We start from the raw sequence: 15,513 nt of genomic DNA, 5'->3' as shown, positions 1-15,513 counted from the left end.
ACTCCTCTTCAACTAGTTAATCAACTTTATTGAAACATAGAAAGATAACGCAATGTGAGTATTTACAGGACCTTCACAGACTCTTTACACCACTTTGATCCATCCATTAAAAATCGGAAGGACTCACAATATCGCCAATATCAATTTCTTTCCCAAATACACCGTGATAGTCTGTGCCACCTGTCATCAACAGATGATACTGTTCGGCTAGTTCTTCAACTCGTCTACTATCTTCGGCTGTATGATCAAAGTGATTGCGTTCAATACCGTCAAGTCCAGCTTCCACCAATTCAACGATCAAATCATATGAATCCAATTGTCCAGGATGCGCAACTACAGCCAATCCGCCGTCAGCTTTAATGGCTTCCACCGCATCGTACACATCGATGTATTCTATATCTCCTGAAGCGACGCCCTGTCCTTTAAATAACTCTTTGTACAATTGTTGATAGGCAACTGAAGTAAAAGGATCTTCCGTCAGCTCTTTCATAATATGTTGTTTGTAAATCGTTCCAGAAGGTTTCGCAGATTCAAGGACTCTGTCCTCATCAAGCACATAACCGGCTCTTACTATTTGTTCTATTTGCCAAAGCGAGTGAGCGTGCCTTCTCTCTAGCAATGGTTGGCAAATCGATTGGATATGTATTGCAGTGGGATCATAGTTGTAGCCAAGCACATGTACTTTTCGTTGCCGCTGGAAGTCATATGCTGATATTTCAACGCCAGGTAGTGCTATGATGCCGAAATCCTCACTTACAGTTCGGATTTCTTCCCAGCCGGCTACCGTATCATGATCGACAAAACTGATATGTGTTAAGCCGGCCTGTGCAGCCTTTTGAAAAACAGTAGAAATAGAATCCGAGCCATCTGAATAGTGACTATGAACATGTAGATCAGCTTTCAGAACCAACACCCACCTTATTGTCCAGCACGATTTTTTTCGCCTTCATGTCGAATACTTTGTCACATAACCCTTCCATGAACTCTATATCATGGAAAATCCCTACGAGCGTTGTCCCATTGTTCTTCAGTTTTTCTATCATTTCACGAACTCTTACTTTTGATTGCTGATCTAAACTAGCAGTCGGCTCATCAAGCAATAATAGTCTAGGTTTTTTTACAGTAGCCATGGCAATGTTCAAGCGTAGTTTTTCGCCGCCCGAGAAGGTATTTGGATAACTGTCCCATAGCTTAGGATCCAGTTCGAAATGAGCTAACGTTTTTTCAGTTTCAACATTGGCTGTTATTTCAGATTCCCCCATCTCCAACAGCGCATTGGTCACTAGCTGTCGGCAGGTTGTCCTAGGCATAACATTTAAAAATTGAGATACATAACCAATTTCGTATTTACGCAAGTACAGCATTTGTCGATCGCTCACTTGAGATAAATCTACAAGCCCAAAGCGCTGCGAGTCGTATAGGATCTTACCTTCATCCGGTAAATACGTACGATAAATACTTTTTAAGATCGTTGATTTTCCACTTCCGCTTTTTCCCACAATGCCAATAAACTCACCCGCTTCTAAGGAAAAATGAATGTTTTCTGTAGCTGGCATGGTTTTGTCTAAATGATGAATAGTGAAACGTTTTCCGAATCCGGCAATTTCCAGTATAGACATCACGATGATGCTCCTCTCCGATTACATTAGTTTGTGCGATAATTAGTTTTTGTGGTCAGCATTCCGTTTACTATTGTTGTCGTCAACATAGGATAGCCGTCATCCATTCTCTCAATGATTAGTAGGTCGGCTTTCTTTCCAATTTTAATCGATCCCAATTCGTCATCTATTCGGACTGCCTTCGCCGGATTCAACGTAACCATCATGAACATTTGGTGCAGATCATTTCCATATTTTTCATGTAATGCAAAGACCGCATGCAACAGACCCGCAGGATAATAATCACTGCATAAAATATCAATACAGCCATGATCAATTGCTTCTGTTGCAGATAAATTGCCCGAATGCGAACCTCCGAGTAACACATTGGGAGCTCCTGCAATTGTATGCAAACCAAGTTCTTTCGCTCTCTTCGCAACTTCCAACGTAATCGGAAATTCGCTAATGGTCGTACCAAAGGTTTTCACTAATTCTAGCTTCTGTACATTATCATCATCGTGAGATGCAATAGCAATGCCTTTTTCCGTAGCAATCTCTGCAATTTCCTTCATGTTTTCAGTCGTTAGAGACTCTGTAGTTTGCCTTTCAGCGATCAGCACATTGATGTCTGAATCTGATAGATCCCGATATCCTTTCAATGTTTCACGATACACTTCTAAATTTCGATACTGCCCTTGTCCCGGTGTATGGTCCATAAAAGAAAGCAAATGAACTTTGTCATCTTCTATATTCTGCACAAGACTCGCCACGCCATCCATATTGTCAATCTCAAATCGCGCATGTAAACGATGACGAATCAAGTGTAAATTCCCATGTGTTGAATGGATGGCATCAATCATACGCTGGATATTGTTAGGATGATGCATCGTTTTCTGTGTAAAGACGTCTTTCCCATAAAAGGACAGTGAGTGAAACATAGTAGTAATCCCGTGACTGATCAATACTTTTTCAGCCTCTCGCAAACTTATATCGAAATCCATCATGCAAGAAGGTCTTGGCGATGCAATTGTTTCAATATAATCAGAATGAATATCAATAAACCCTGGAGAAATAAGTCCGCCGCCGGCATCAATCCGGTTAGCTTCAGGAAATCTCATTACGTCTTCCTGCGGGATAATATCTTGAATAAATTCCCCTTCTACAACAACTGCAAAGCCTTCAAGAATTTCGTTTTCTGTTATGATATTCCCATTGTGGATTACATACATGTCAGCAGTTCCTCCTATAGTAATGAGTACACTAATTGTTGTGTATACGCATGTTGTGGGTCTTCCAATACTTGATCCGTCAAACCTTCTTCAATTATTTCGCCGTTTAACATAACAATAGTGCGGTCCGCCAGCATTCGAATCACTGCCAAATCATGTGACACCACGATCATGCTGATTTGTAGTTCTCTTTGAATTCTTTTGATTAAATCTAGTACATTTGCTTGCACCGACAAATCTAGCCCAGTCGTTACTTCATCCAAAAATAAAATAGGTGGGTTATTCGATAACGCTTTAGCAATTTGCACGCGCTGCTGCATCCCCCCCGAAAACTTTTCGGGTTCTTCTTTCATACGATGCAACGGAATATGAACATTCGTAAGCAATCTTTTCCCTGTTGCCTCCATATCCGACACATTCCGATTTCCAGCCGCAATTAGTTTTTCCGCTATGTTGCCAATCGATGAAAAGTTCATTTTCAGTCCATGAACTGGATTTTGATACACCATGCCGTAATCATGATTTCGAATCATACGCTTTTGCTGAGAAGACAATTCAAAAACATTTTCATTTTCTTTCCCCGGTCGGTTAATGTATGCGGCTCCAGATGTGATGTCGGTATCAAAATACAAGCACTGCATCATCGTCGATTTGCCACTTCCGCTTTCTCCGACAATCCCTAAAATCTCTCCACGATATAGATCTAAAGAGACGTCTCGTACGGCAAAGACCGTTCCGCAAGATTTACAGTAGTTTTTCTCTACACTATTTCGCTCTTTATCTTGGCATTCTTGACAACCCGTACCATATTGTTTACACAAATTCTCAACCCGCAAAATCGGTGTTTCATGCATACGTGCTTTCCACCTCGACTTTCTCTTGTTTGTTTAATTGTTCTATACAATAAGCCGAATCGTTGCACTGATAAATCGTTGCACCCTTTTCGTGATCTATGAGTTCATCCAGAAAAACGCCTTCTGCTCCACACAAATGACAATGAGCTCCTTCAAATGATTCAACAGTAAATGGATAATCTTCAAAAGCTAACGATTTGACGGATGTATAGGGCGGTACAGCATAGATTTTCTTTTCCCTACCTGCTCCGAGAAGGATCAAGGCTTCAGAATGATCCATTTTCGGATTGTCGAATCGAGGAATTGGGCTTGGTGCCATTACATAACGATCGTGAACCGATACGGGATGATCAGCAGTTGTCGCCGTTTTTCCGAACTTCATAATTTGTTCGAACAACATTAGCCAAGCACCACTATAATCATCTTCTGCATGCATACGCTTTGTCATATATTCCCTTTCTTCAATGGCACGCAACGGCTCTGGTATCGGAACTTGTAACACAAGAATCTGCTCTTTCGTCAATGAACATTCCGGAATCCGGTGCCTTGATTGAATGATATCCGCTTCTTCTGTACACTCTGTCAGTTGAACGCCCGTTGTGTCTTGGACTAGCTTTTTTATACTCACTGCATTGACAGATTCATCGGAGCCTTGGTCAATCACTTTTAGCACATCTGTTTGTCCTATAAGGGAAAGTGTAAGCTGCAATCCACCTGTTCCCCAGCCTCGTGCAATGGGCATTTCCCTAGAAGCAAATGGCACTTGATAGCCTGGAATCGCTACAGCTTTTAGAGTAGCGCGACGTATTTCCTTTTTTGAACCTTCATCGAAAAAAGCAAAATGCGTGTTAGCTTTCATTGACCTGCACCCCTTTCTTCACTTGCCGTATACTGTCTAATTTGGATTGGAATGTCACGTAATGCGGTAGCTTCAAGTGGGAAATAAACCCACTAGATTCCACTGAATCAATGTGAAGCAGTACAAATTCTTCATCATGTGTTGGAAATTCATCATTTAGATGTTCTAGGCACTGATCGAGAATACTCATGGCAATAGTTTTGGTTTCATTTTGTCCATAACAAATTCCATATCCAATCTCAAATTCCAGTTCTTCTTCATTGTTTTCATTTTTCACATGGACGGGCACAAATGATTCTACTTCCGTTACTTGAATATCTCCGATGTAAAACTCTTCGTCCTCTGAACCGTCTTCTTCGTTGGGATGCTTAACGTAAATTGGCAGCGAACCTACACGCACTTCACCTACAGTCGGATGGACTTCTCCATATCCGCGCAACGAGGCATATGCCAAAGAAGTCAATGCACCTGTTTGTCCACGGGTCAGGACTTGTAATCTCGCACTACGGCTCGCCGGAAACTCCAAGTTTTGTTTTGTAATATCTTCAGGTTCTGTATTGTCCATTTCATATTGTTCAAACAACCCTTCTTTACGAAGGTACTCTACAACTTTCGGATAGCGTTCAACCGTTTCTTCCACTTTCACCTCTTGAAGTTCTTCGGCATAGCTCTGCAGCCAATGCGTATTATCCGCCTTTTTTTCATTGATTAAATTAAAATCTAGAAGACGATGTGTGTAGTCATACGTGGCACCCAGTAATTGACCCCCAGGTATATCTTTAAAGCTCGCAGAAATTCTTCTTTCTACAAACATTGCATCTGTCTCGACTGACTCGCTGTAATACAATCTTGGCAATGTGGATCGGTGAGCACGCATAAGGAATACTGCTTCTTCCATACTTCCCTCCGCCTGCTTGATGGCCAATGCCGCCAATTGCGGAGAATATAAACTACTTTCCGACATAACTTGATCGACCAAAGCTCTCATCGTCGACAAAATCGTTTCAATTTCCAGAATCGCTTGCCCTTTGAGCCGTTCGAACTTTACTCGTTTGATAGAAGCATCTATCGCCTGAGTACCTCCTTTTACAGGAACATACCCCACTTATCCCACCTCCTTATGTGCAACTGCTGTTGTTCTAGGTACGCAAGCAATTTGTGAAGCTTGATCGATAAAAATTAAGTCGATTCCCATCGGAAATTCGTTCGTCCGCTGATTTCTAGCTTGCCATAACGTCACTGGAAACCCTGTTTGTAAGGACACTTCTGATTGAATGCCCGGACCTTTTAATACGGTTTCACCATCATTTTCTAATACAGAACTTTCAATGAGCCAAGTGGAAGATTGCTGTGGATCAATAAGAGATCCGACTTTACACTGTTCTAAAGCGCGTCGTATTTCTTGCTCTTTATCTTCGCGAAGGACTATGACAAAATCCGCTTCATCAATGGATGCATATTTAGCAGAAGTATATTCCGATATCTTTTCTATTAGCTCCTGGTGTTCATCAGATACAATATGGAAAGTGACTTCTCCATCTAATAATGCCATTGCAGTTAAAAGTAAAGCTTCGCTGCAAGGAATAGAATAATCCATTCGGTTCACCGGTTCAGTAATGGATGAAATCGTGCCCGGCCGCGACATACTATGCAGTAATTTACGATAGACATATTGCAAATCATGTACTTGATCAATCGCCATATTCTCTCTCCTGTCCACTTTGTTTCTAGTAAGTAATTATATTTCCATCGTTTCAAAATTTACTTTTGTACCGATTAACTCTGCCTGTCGTCTTGTTTTCGCTTTCCTGATTTCATCCTCAGCAGCGATCAACTGGGGTTCCCATAGAAACGTTTCCGCCAAATCGGCTTTATACGCTGCATCGATGATGGCCAAATGCTTAGCGAGCTCTTCTTCCATCCCCGTGACAATGCCGATGCCGATGCGATTGGCAATCTCCACTTTTGCTTCCGTAACTAGGACTTCACCCATATAGAATAAGGAATTCTTAGCTGTTTCACGCATTTTGATCATCGTCATTCCATATTGAGGTGCCGTAATTTCACGACACTCATATACAGCCGTGATAGTCTCCGCAAATGTTTTAGCAAGATGACCATTATCTTGAATAAGAATTTCAGTTCTTTTTCTTCTTTTCATATGTGCTCCCTCCTTTTCTATAAACTAATAGTAACTTGTCGCCAAGTTGGTGTGTTTTAAGATACGGTTAGTATATTGTAAACACCCTTTACAATTGGACATAAAAAAAACAAGCAAGGTTGAGAGACCCATGCTTGTTTATGAATTCATCGTAATATCATATTTGAACTTATCACTGCGATATAGCACTTTAGTATATTCAAGCACCTTACCAGTTTTCCGGTCTACACAGTCGCTTTCAACCATAATGAGCGGAACCATACTTTTGCAGGATAACAACTGTTGCTCGCCAGCAGTTGGAAATGTGATGCTTAGTAGAGATTTGCGGCTGTCAAATTCGCCGTATCCGAGTTTCCTATAATAGGCAAACATTGATTGAATTTCAAAGCAATCTTCTGTGATGCTCGGAATGGTCTTCGCACTGACAAACGAATAATGAATAGCGATTGGCTCACCGTCAATCAAACGCAATCTACCAATTTTATAGATAGCGTCTGATTTCTTCGTTTCTAATACGTGATACGTATGTTCATCGTAAGGAATTTGTTCACAATCTATCGTGCGCGTTTCCAACTCATATCCTAATGCCTTCATCTTTTCAGTAAAGCTCGTCCCTGCAGTTAGAGACAGCTGAATCTGTATCGCCTGCTCTTTTAGAAACCGCCCTTTGCCTTGTTTAGAATAAATAAAACCCCGTTCTTCCAATTTGGTTAATGCATTTCTTGCAGTCATCCTGGGTACATTGTATTTTTCCGCTAGAATGTTTTCGGAGGGTAATCTTTCTCCATATGTAAATACCTTTGAAACAATTTGTTGCATTATCTCATCTATGATTATAGTTTCCTTTTCCGTTGAAATGATAACCATCTCCCTCTAAGAACTGTTATAGAGACACATTTTTTATCATATTGTACTATACTTCCTATTTTAAAAGACGAAAGACAACAGATAAGAATTCAGCAGGCTCCTATCAACTAGGTATCTCTTCATATGAGTCGACTCTGCACCAGTAAAATATATTAGGTAAGCTTTATTATTATTTGCTGATGATGGGATATGGAGATAGTAACTCTTCTTCATCACCCCTAATTATTTGTATCCATCAGTGTAATAGGATCTTTCTTACGATAATTAACAAAACAGATACTGACCACAACTAACAACAAGCCCACCCACAACGTATGCGTCATCGGCTCGCCAACAAATACAGTACTAATAAACACGGAAATTACAGGGACTAAAAAGGTAAAGACAGCTACCTTACTTGCCTCTCCTGCACGAATGAGCGAGTAATAGATGATATAGGCAACCGGAATGCCCATCGTTGCACCAAATCCCAGTCCGAATACATACATTGGATGCCATTCTATCGCAGACCAGTTCTCTGTAATGGCACTGAGTATCAGCAGCACCACACCGCCTATAGTAAATTGCATCGCTACCATCCAATACGCATCAATTTCCTCACTTACTTTCTTCACATAGGCAACACCAATTGCCCAAAAGAAAGCCGTCATCACACCCAATATCACACCGAGTATGGAAACCTGGGTAGTAAAGTGTTCAACGCTCACTACAATAATTCCAATGAATCCAATCAACAGACCGATTACTTTAATCGCAGTCATATTTTCACCTAACCACATCCAAGCAAATAATCCGAGAAGGACCGGCTGGAAATATACAAGTACGGAGAATAGCCCACCTGGCAAGTAGTGTAGTCCAATCGTATGCAATCCGAAAAATAGGACGGTGTTGAACAAAGCTGAAATACAATACTTCCGCCAATGCTGACGCCATTGCAATCTGTCATACAGTTTTATAATCAGCAATACAATCAAACAACCGCCCAGCAACGCACGCATTCCCGAGAATAACAGTGGCGGTGCATACACGATCGATAGTTTGTAAATCGGCCAACTAATACCCCAAATCATGACTAAAATTGCCAACGCGACGGTAGATTTCGTAAATAGCTTGTTCACTCCTCCATCCTTTCTAATTGGGTTGATCCTTTACATCTAGTCTATTCCCATAATCTTTTTTATGCCTCTAATCCAAGACAAAGGTTTTCTTTTTTGCAAAAGTTCCTTATGATTACTATTGGAGGCGATCTTACATGAAAAAATTATTCGCAATAATGATAACTGCTGCTCTATTAGCAGCTTGTAACAATGACGAACCGAAAGAATCGATTGAATCAACGGAGCCAGTAGAAGAGACAGCACCAGTAGAACAAGCAGGTAACGAAGTAGAAGAGGGTTTAAAAGCAGATACAGTAGAACATGAGTATGCTGCATTTGCTGATGATCAAGTACCCGTCAATTCCAAAGTGAAATTTCTAGGGACCGTGACAGCTGTTAACGAAGGAACGCTAACTGTGCAAAGCAAAACAGATGAGTCTTCAAGTGAAATTGTGTACGTGAAAGACATCCGACTCGGGGAGCGTAGCGATATTTTGGAAGACTTTGATGTATCCGTATACGGTACGTATGAAGGGAAAGATGATGAAGACGTGCCTGTTATAAAAGGGATTTTTATTGACATGGACTGAAAACTGAAGGGATCAACTATCACTAGTTGATTTATATGTTTTGATAGAACGACCAACAGGTATAGTGCATTTACAGTAGATACTTCATGGAAAGCATAGAAGCGGCATACTATAGTATGTTGTCTTTTCGGAAAGAAGGGATTATATGCAACGAACACTACTTGATTATGCCGCATTAATCTTAGGGTCATTCATATTCGCAATGGGGATCAACTACTTCGCGATTCCGAATATGCTATCTGAAGGCGGCGTCATCGGGATTACCATTATTACATACTATTTATTTGAATGGTCACCTGGACTTGTCAGTTTCGTGATCAACTTAGCACTCGTTGCCATCGGGTATAGGTTCTTCAGTAAGCGGACGATTATCTATACTGTCGTCACCATTATATTCTCGTCCATTTTCCTAGAGTTAACGAAGAATTGGGGAGAACAGCTGGGCAGCGATACATTACTAGCTGCGTTGTTTGCCGGTTTATTTGTTGGTGGGGGGCTCGGCCTGATCTTTCGTGTGGGCGGCACTTCCGGCGGCGCGACTACGGTTGCCCGAATGCTTCAGCAATGGCTTGGCTGGAGTGTCGGGAAGGCAATGCTGGTCATTGATATTTCCGTCATTTTATTGTCAGCCTTTGTTATTGGTAAAGAAAAAGCCATGTTTACACTCGTTGCTGTGTATGTGGGTGCAAAAGTAATTGATAGAATCGTAGACGGGGCAGATGACCGAAAAGCCGTGATGATTATTTCGAAACACCAAGAAGATATTCGACATGAATTACTCACAACAATGGGTAGAGGCGTGACGATTCTTGACGGCCGCGGCGGCTATACACTCGAGAAACAAGCGATTTTATATATTATTATTAACCAGACAGAAATTGTACAGTTGCGACGTATTTTGGAGCGAGTAGACGAAGATGCATACGTCACCATCAACAATGTACAAGAAATTTTCAAGCACGGTTTTAAAGAAAGACGACCCAAATAAAACGTGATTCTTGACAGTCATTTCTCTTAACATCCGTAACTCCTTCCTATACCATTACATGTAAAGGGAGGAATTACTGTGTCAAAAGCTATGAGCAAACAACCACCTATCCAATTATCTATTCTCGATTTAGCGACGATTTATAATAACGATACAGCTAGCCAAACATTGCAACATTCTACTAATATAGTTCAACTGGCAGATCGACTCGGTTATACACGCTATTGGTTTGCGGAACATCACAATACGAGGTTTCAAGTAAGTTCTTCTCCTGACTTGCTGGCAACACATGCCGCGGCTCACACGCAACGAATTCGTGTGGGTTCAGGCGGGATCATGCTACCGAACCATAGTCCATTGAAAGTCGTTGAGAACTTTTCATTGTTGGAATCGTTGCATCCAGGGCGCATCGATCTTGGTATTGGGCGTGCACCCGGAACTGACGGTATAACTGCATTGGCATTAAGACGGTCACGAGAAGCTGTGACCACATATGACTTCCCTGAACAGTTTGCAGAATTACTGGCTTTTTTCACGAATGACTTCCCAGACGAGCATCCGTTCAGCAAAATCAGTGCCACAGCAGAAGAGTCCATACCTAATTTGTTTATGCTCGGGTCAAGTGACGGGGGTATGCAGTTTGCTGCTGAATATGGACTCGGCTTTGCGTTCGCAGCACATATTAACCCGAGATTAGCAATTCCTATGTTGCAAACGTATCGCGAACGGTTCAAACCATCGCCATTCTTAAGTGAACCAAAAGGGATCCTTGCTTTGATCGTAGTATGTGCGGAGACGGAAGAACGAGCACATCAACTTGCACTTCCTGCACAGTTACAATGGGCACGTTGGGGAACGGGAAATTATAAATTGCCACCGCCGTCATTGGAGGAGGCAATTTCGCATTCATTCTCACCTGCAGAAGAATCCGTCACGAAAGAGAATGAAGGACGCTTTGTCATCGGCACCCCTTCTCAAGTCAAAAAACAGCTCGAGTCACTTGCAGAACAAGCGATGGTCGATGAAATTATGATTTTAAATATGATTCCCGATATACAAGCGAGAGAGCAGTCATTCTATCTACTGGCTGAAGCGTTTCAATTAGCATGAAACTTGTGTTTCGTGAAATAAGAATATATGGTTAGTACATGTCTCCCCACCTACTGTTTGGTGGGTTTTTCTTTTGTTATTATACTATTCACACTCCCCGCAAGAGTCGCAACTATCTTCCAATTTAATTATTTCAATAAAGCATTTCACTCGACAGCGTTCTTCTATATACTTGATAATATCTGAAAAATTTATACCTTTTCATGATGGATTGAATAGTATTTTTCAAATGAGAGGAGATTATCATGGATAAACAGAAAAAAGGATTTTTCCAGAAGTTTTTGGATATGATTGAGAAAACCGGTAACCGATTACCACATCCGGTTACATTATTTGCTGTTTTGGCTTTATTGGTAATCGTCATCTCAGCAGTAGTCTCTTACTTCGGGGTTAGCGCAGAACACCCGGGTAAAGAAGGCGAAATGATTGAAGTAAATAATTTACTGAGTAGTGAAGGGATTCATTACATCGTTACGAATATGACCGATAACTTTATCGGTTTTGCTCCGCTTGGTGTCGTGCTGATCACGATGCTTGGTATTGGGGTCGCAGAAGGGTCAGGATTGATCAGTGCTTTACTTCGCGGCTTTGTGATGTCTGTTCCTAAACGAATGATCACGCTTGGATTAGTATTTGCAGGCGTTATGTCGAGTGTAGCGTCTGATGCGGGTTACGTTGTCCTGCCGCCACTTGGTGCGGTGTTGTTCGCAGCACTTGGAAGACACCCTCTTGCGGGTCTAGCAGCTGCCTTTGCCGGGGTTTCCGGTGGATTCAGTGCAAACTTGCTACTTTCAGGTACTGATGCATTACTTGGCGAATTGACGATCATGTCCGCAGCGATCATCAATCCCGAATATGCTGAAGGTATGAACATTGCCATGAACTACTACTTCATCGCATTTTCCGTTATCGTTCTTACATTCGTTGGTGCGTGGGTTACAGAAAAGATTGTAGAACCTCGTCTAGGAGAATATAACGGTGAATTCCGCGAGAAAGTTGAAAAGCTAACTCGTCTGGAAAAGAAAGGTTTGATTTTGGCAGGTGTTTCTGTCGTTATTGCAGGAGCATTGGTTGCGCTTCTCGTTATATTCCCAGGCGCTCCGTTGCGCGGGGATGAAGCAGATATGCCGATCATCAAATCGCCATTTATGAAATCGCTCGTGCCGATCATTGCATTTATGTTCTTTGTGCCAGGCCTCGTCTACGGTAGAGTAACGAAATTGATCCGTAATGACAAAGACGTAGCCGCTATGATGTCGACGACAATGTCTGCAATGGGAATGTTTATCGTGCTTTCATTCACAGCAAGTCAGTTTGTCGCATTCTTCTCTGAGTCTAATATGGGCTTAGTGTTAGGTGTTTACGGCGCAAACTTCCTTGACAGTATTAATTTAACAGGGATTCCTTTGTTACTGATGTTCATTGTCATTGCAGCGTTCATCAACTTGTTTATCGGTAGTGCATCTGCGAAATGGGCCATGATGGCTCCAGTTTTCGTACCGATTATGATGCAACTTGGCTATTCTCCTGAACTGACGCAAATGGCATATCGCGTGGCGGATTCTTCGACTAATATCATTTCACCGCTCATGACTTATTTCGCGATCATCATTGCCTTTGCCCAGAAATACGATAAGAAGATGGGAATCGGGACGCTCGTTTCCGTTATGTTCCCCTACTCCATGTTCTTCTTGCTGTTCTGGAGCATAACGTTAATTGTTTGGATGTTGCTAGGAATTGATCTTGGACCTGGCTCCCCTATTTATTACTTGAAATAAGATGACCATTGCCTCGTAAGTGCATTCTTTGCTCTTACGGGGTTTTTTATGATAACATAGTAGTTGATAATGGTTTTCATTTAGAATGATTCTATCTATCAAAAGGAGTTTTTAGCTATGGATTATGAAGGAAAAAATGCTGTGGAGAAATCGATTATGGGCAGACGCTCCATCAAGAAATTTAAAAAAGACCCGGTCGATATAGATGAAATAATAGAACTACTCAACGTCGCAAAATGGGCTCCGAATCATAAGTTAACCGAGCCGTGGCGCTTTCAGTTATATGTGGATGAAGGCAAAGAAAAATTTGTAGAAGCGTTTTTAACATCCCAAGAAAGAGATGGGAATATACCGGAAAAAGCACAAAATAAAGCCGCATATTTCCGCGATATCCCTTTGCATTTAGTCGTCGTCATGCCGGAAGATTCACGTAAAAAGCGTTGGGATGAGGACTATGCTGCAATTTCTGCGATGATCCAGAACTTTCAGTTGGCTGCATGGGAACGTGGAATCGGCATGATCTGGCGCACGAATGACTGGACACATGACCCGGTATTTAAAGATGCGATCGGTGTGAAGTCAGACGAAAAGATTGTCGGAACACTAATGATCGGCTATCCGCAACATGTGCCTAAGCCTGAGGAACGTAAGGATATTCGTACTGTGCTGACTATTATCGATGAATGAACTACTATAACAGTTATATGTATATTCATATTATGGCTTTAAATATAAAAGTAACTTGCCCTCAAAACTGAGAGCAAGCTACTTTTATATCAATTAGTATTCGTCCCCAATAAATTTCCAGTGCGCTTGCACGCTTCCTTCGCTTCTTCCATCATACGCTCAATAAGCTCTTGAACGGTTGGAACGTCGTCTATCAATCCAGCCACCTGACCGCTATTGATATATCCGTTTTGCATGTCTCCTTTAATAGCACCCAACTTATGCTGTTCTTCAGTCGTTGCTTCATTAAATTCTTCTAGCGTCATTCCTTCTTTTTCACGCTTCTCTAAAGTTGCTACATACTCGTTTGTTAACACTCTTCTTACTCGTCCCACTTTACGGCCAATAATTCTCGTTTCTACGTCTGATGCGTCTACTAGACGTTGCTTATAATGTTCGTGTGCCTGCATTTCCTTTGTGGCTATAAAGCGCGTGCCCATCTGAACACCTTCGGCACCTAAAACAAGTGCTGCAGCCAAACCTTTCCCATCGCCTACTCCACCTGCTGCTACGACAGGAATCTGAACATTTGCAGTGATTTGCGGGATCAATGTCATAGTAGTTAATTCAAGCGGTGAGTTAATTCCAGCAGCTTCAAACCCCTCTGCCACAAGTATATCTGCCCCAGCTTCTTCCGCTTTTACAGCATGTTTAACAGATGCTATGATAGCTATAACCTTGATTCCATGGTTGTGTAAACGTTGAATGTATGGTGACGGATTCCCTGCTGATAAAGATATAACCGGTACTTGGTGTTTAATAACCAACTCTAGTAATTCTTCGACGTAAGGCGTTACATTAATCGCAATATTTACCGCAAAAGGACGCGAAGTTATAGATTTCAAATCAGTAATTTTACGATCAACCTCTTCTATAGTGGAGGTTCCACAACCGATTGTGCCTAAGCCACCAGCTTCTGAAATAGCTGCCGCCAATTTAGGACTACTAATATCACCCATACCTCCTTGAATGATTGGATATTGGATAGATAATACGTTACATAACGAATTCATACAATACACTCCCTTTTATGTTATACTTTATCATATATTTCATTATATTGAAGGAGGAAACTCATGATTATACCTTATAATAAGAAAAGCCCAGTAGTTGATGCATCCGCTTTCGTTGCTCCAGGTGCTTATTTGATTGGCGATGTGACAGTTGGTGAAGAATCTACAATATGGTTTAACTCTGTACTACGCGCAGACGAGGGCGCGATTGTAATTGGCAAGCGCTGTAGTATACAAGACAATTCTACAATCCATCTATATGAAGATGCACCTGTTGAAATTGAAGACGAAGTAACCGTCGGACATAATGTAGTATTGCATGGTTGCAAAATTCAAAGACGTTCCATTATTGGTATGGGCTCAACGATTCTTGATCACGCCGATATTGGAGAAGAGTGTATTATTGGTGCGAACACGTTAATTCCTTCTGGAAAGGTTATTCCGCCACGTTCATTAGTAATCGGTTCCCCTGGAAAAGTCGTTCGACAATTAAACGACCAAGACCTTGAAATGATTCAGCTGTCTATTGATACGTATGTTCAAAAAGGAAAAGATTTCAATATTATTTTACAAAATGAACTAAACGTTTAATATACTGTGATTTAGAAAAGCCGTGAGCGTAAAATATGCTCACGGCTTTTCT

The 15,513-nt window shown here is 41.5% G+C and carries 17 protein-coding genes; 6 read left to right on the top strand and 11 right to left on the bottom strand.

The features are described 5' to 3' along the window. Window positions 1-106: 106 nt before the first annotated feature. The 10 genes from SporoP17a_RS10630 to SporoP17a_RS10585 form a co-directional block, all read right to left on the bottom strand. Window positions 107-904, bottom strand: coding sequence for a PHP domain-containing protein (locus tag SporoP17a_RS10630; protein ID WP_083036032.1), 798 nt, complete (start codon window positions 902-904; stop codon window positions 107-109). After that, complete coding sequence (locus SporoP17a_RS10625) at window positions 894-1,619, bottom strand: phosphonate C-P lyase system protein PhnL (RefSeq protein ID WP_029053997.1); 726 nt, start codon at window positions 1,617-1,619, stop codon at window positions 894-896. Before SporoP17a_RS10625 ends, SporoP17a_RS10630 begins: the two co-directional genes overlap by 11 nt. 26 nt (window positions 1,620-1,645) lie before the next feature. After that, a complete protein-coding gene (gene phnM, locus SporoP17a_RS10620) occupies window positions 1,646-2,827 on the bottom strand; it encodes a phosphonate metabolism protein PhnM (protein ID WP_083034611.1) in 1,182 nt (393 codons plus the stop codon). Window positions 2,828-2,841: 14 nt separating this feature from the next. Continuing rightward, the gene (locus tag SporoP17a_RS10615; RefSeq protein ID WP_083034610.1) at window positions 2,842-3,681 is read right to left on the bottom strand and encodes an ATP-binding cassette domain-containing protein; all 840 of its coding nucleotides are present in this window, start codon (window positions 3,679-3,681) and stop codon (window positions 2,842-2,844) included. Continuing rightward, window positions 3,674-4,540 (bottom strand): alpha-D-ribose 1-methylphosphonate 5-phosphate C-P-lyase PhnJ, encoded by an 867-nt coding sequence (locus tag SporoP17a_RS10610; protein WP_083034609.1) that lies wholly within the window; start codon window positions 4,538-4,540, stop codon window positions 3,674-3,676. Before SporoP17a_RS10610 ends, SporoP17a_RS10615 begins: the two co-directional genes overlap by 8 nt. Next, window positions 4,530-5,645, bottom strand: a complete 1,116-nt coding sequence (locus SporoP17a_RS10605; protein WP_083034608.1) for a carbon-phosphorus lyase complex subunit PhnI — start codon at window positions 5,643-5,645, stop codon at window positions 4,530-4,532. Before SporoP17a_RS10605 ends, SporoP17a_RS10610 begins: the two co-directional genes overlap by 11 nt. Beyond that, complete coding sequence (gene phnH, locus SporoP17a_RS10600) at window positions 5,646-6,242, bottom strand: phosphonate C-P lyase system protein PhnH (protein ID WP_083034607.1); 597 nt, start codon at window positions 6,240-6,242, stop codon at window positions 5,646-5,648. It abuts the gene before it with no gap. Window positions 6,243-6,278: 36 nt separating this feature from the next. Continuing rightward, window positions 6,279-6,701, bottom strand: a complete 423-nt coding sequence (phnG, locus tag SporoP17a_RS10595) for a phosphonate C-P lyase system protein PhnG (RefSeq protein WP_083034606.1) — start codon at window positions 6,699-6,701, stop codon at window positions 6,279-6,281. 138 nt (window positions 6,702-6,839) lie between these two features. Continuing rightward, complete coding sequence (locus SporoP17a_RS10590) at window positions 6,840-7,568, bottom strand: GntR family transcriptional regulator (RefSeq protein ID WP_167693413.1); 729 nt, start codon at window positions 7,566-7,568, stop codon at window positions 6,840-6,842. A 218-nt stretch (window positions 7,569-7,786) separates the two neighbouring features. Then, window positions 7,787-8,686 carry a DMT family transporter gene (locus SporoP17a_RS10585; RefSeq protein WP_083034605.1) on the bottom strand — a complete coding sequence of 300 codons (900 nt, stop codon included), beginning with the start codon at window positions 8,684-8,686 and terminating at the stop codon, window positions 7,787-7,789. A gap of 134 nt (window positions 8,687-8,820) precedes the next feature. Here SporoP17a_RS10585 and SporoP17a_RS10580 point away from each other — a divergent pair, with 134 nt between their 5' ends. The 5 genes from SporoP17a_RS10580 (at window position 8,821) to SporoP17a_RS10560 (ending at window position 13,818) form a co-directional block, all read left to right on the top strand. Further along, window positions 8,821-9,255: a hypothetical protein gene (locus tag SporoP17a_RS10580; RefSeq protein ID WP_083034604.1), complete on the top strand. Its 435-nt coding sequence runs from the start codon at window positions 8,821-8,823 to the stop codon at window positions 9,253-9,255. 145 nt (window positions 9,256-9,400) lie between these two features. Further along, window positions 9,401-10,243, top strand: coding sequence for a YitT family protein (locus SporoP17a_RS10575; RefSeq protein WP_083034603.1), 843 nt, complete (start codon window positions 9,401-9,403; stop codon window positions 10,241-10,243). 78 nt (window positions 10,244-10,321) lie between these two features. Beyond that, window positions 10,322-11,353, top strand: coding sequence for an LLM class flavin-dependent oxidoreductase (locus SporoP17a_RS10570; protein WP_237262308.1), 1,032 nt, complete (start codon window positions 10,322-10,324; stop codon window positions 11,351-11,353). 245 nt (window positions 11,354-11,598) lie between these two features. Then, complete coding sequence (locus tag SporoP17a_RS10565) at window positions 11,599-13,131, top strand: AbgT family transporter (protein WP_083034602.1); 1,533 nt, start codon at window positions 11,599-11,601, stop codon at window positions 13,129-13,131. A 117-nt stretch (window positions 13,132-13,248) separates the two neighbouring features. Continuing rightward, window positions 13,249-13,818: a nitroreductase family protein gene (locus SporoP17a_RS10560; protein ID WP_083034601.1), complete on the top strand. Its 570-nt coding sequence runs from the start codon at window positions 13,249-13,251 to the stop codon at window positions 13,816-13,818. A gap of 89 nt (window positions 13,819-13,907) precedes the next feature. Here the strand turns inward: SporoP17a_RS10560 and SporoP17a_RS10555 are convergent, their stop codons facing one another. Further along, on the bottom strand, window positions 13,908-14,870 hold the full coding sequence (locus tag SporoP17a_RS10555; protein ID WP_083034600.1) for an NAD(P)H-dependent flavin oxidoreductase: 963 nt from the start codon (window positions 14,868-14,870) through the stop codon (window positions 13,908-13,910). A 63-nt stretch (window positions 14,871-14,933) separates the two neighbouring features. On the opposite strand from SporoP17a_RS10555, the gene SporoP17a_RS10550 reads away from it, so the two are divergent. Next, window positions 14,934-15,461 (top strand): gamma carbonic anhydrase family protein, encoded by a 528-nt coding sequence (locus tag SporoP17a_RS10550; protein WP_083034599.1) that lies wholly within the window; start codon window positions 14,934-14,936, stop codon window positions 15,459-15,461. Window positions 15,462-15,513: the final 52 nt, after the last annotated feature.

The sequence above is a fragment of the Sporosarcina ureae genome (assembly GCF_002082015.1).
Lineage (GTDB): Bacteria > Bacillota > Bacilli > Bacillales_A > Planococcaceae > Sporosarcina > Sporosarcina ureae_A.
Note: the sequence above shows the minus strand (reverse complement) of the source record. Positions and strands in the feature narration are given on the sequence as shown.

What these genes read in the sequence shown, in the direction of transcription:
- SporoP17a_RS10625 (WP_029053997.1), bottom strand. Translation starts at nt 1,619, where the DNA reads ATGTCTATACTGGAAATTGCCGGATTCGGAAAACGTTTCACTATTCAT.
- phnM (WP_083034611.1), bottom strand. Translation starts at nt 2,827, where the DNA reads ATGTATGTAATCCACAATGGGAATATCATAACAGAAAACGAAATTCTT.
- SporoP17a_RS10615 (WP_083034610.1), bottom strand. Translation starts at nt 3,681, where the DNA reads ATGCATGAAACACCGATTTTGCGGGTTGAGAATTTGTGTAAACAATAT.
- SporoP17a_RS10610 (WP_083034609.1), bottom strand. Translation starts at nt 4,540, where the DNA reads ATGAAAGCTAACACGCATTTTGCTTTTTTCGATGAAGGTTCAAAAAAG.
- phnH (WP_083034607.1), bottom strand. Translation starts at nt 6,242, where the DNA reads ATGGCGATTGATCAAGTACATGATTTGCAATATGTCTATCGTAAATTA.
- phnG (WP_083034606.1), bottom strand. Translation starts at nt 6,701, where the DNA reads ATGAAAAGAAGAAAAAGAACTGAAATTCTTATTCAAGATAATGGTCAT.
- SporoP17a_RS10590 (WP_167693413.1), bottom strand. Translation starts at nt 7,568, where the DNA reads ATGGTTATCATTTCAACGGAAAAGGAAACTATAATCATAGATGAGATA.
- SporoP17a_RS10580 (WP_083034604.1), top strand. Translation starts at nt 8,821, where the DNA reads ATGAAAAAATTATTCGCAATAATGATAACTGCTGCTCTATTAGCAGCT.
- SporoP17a_RS10575 (WP_083034603.1), top strand. Translation starts at nt 9,401, where the DNA reads ATGCAACGAACACTACTTGATTATGCCGCATTAATCTTAGGGTCATTC.
- SporoP17a_RS10565 (WP_083034602.1), top strand. Translation starts at nt 11,599, where the DNA reads ATGGATAAACAGAAAAAAGGATTTTTCCAGAAGTTTTTGGATATGATT.
- SporoP17a_RS10560 (WP_083034601.1), top strand. Translation starts at nt 13,249, where the DNA reads ATGGATTATGAAGGAAAAAATGCTGTGGAGAAATCGATTATGGGCAGA.
- SporoP17a_RS10555 (WP_083034600.1), bottom strand. Translation starts at nt 14,870, where the DNA reads ATGAATTCGTTATGTAACGTATTATCTATCCAATATCCAATCATTCAA.
- SporoP17a_RS10550 (WP_083034599.1), top strand. Translation starts at nt 14,934, where the DNA reads ATGATTATACCTTATAATAAGAAAAGCCCAGTAGTTGATGCATCCGCT.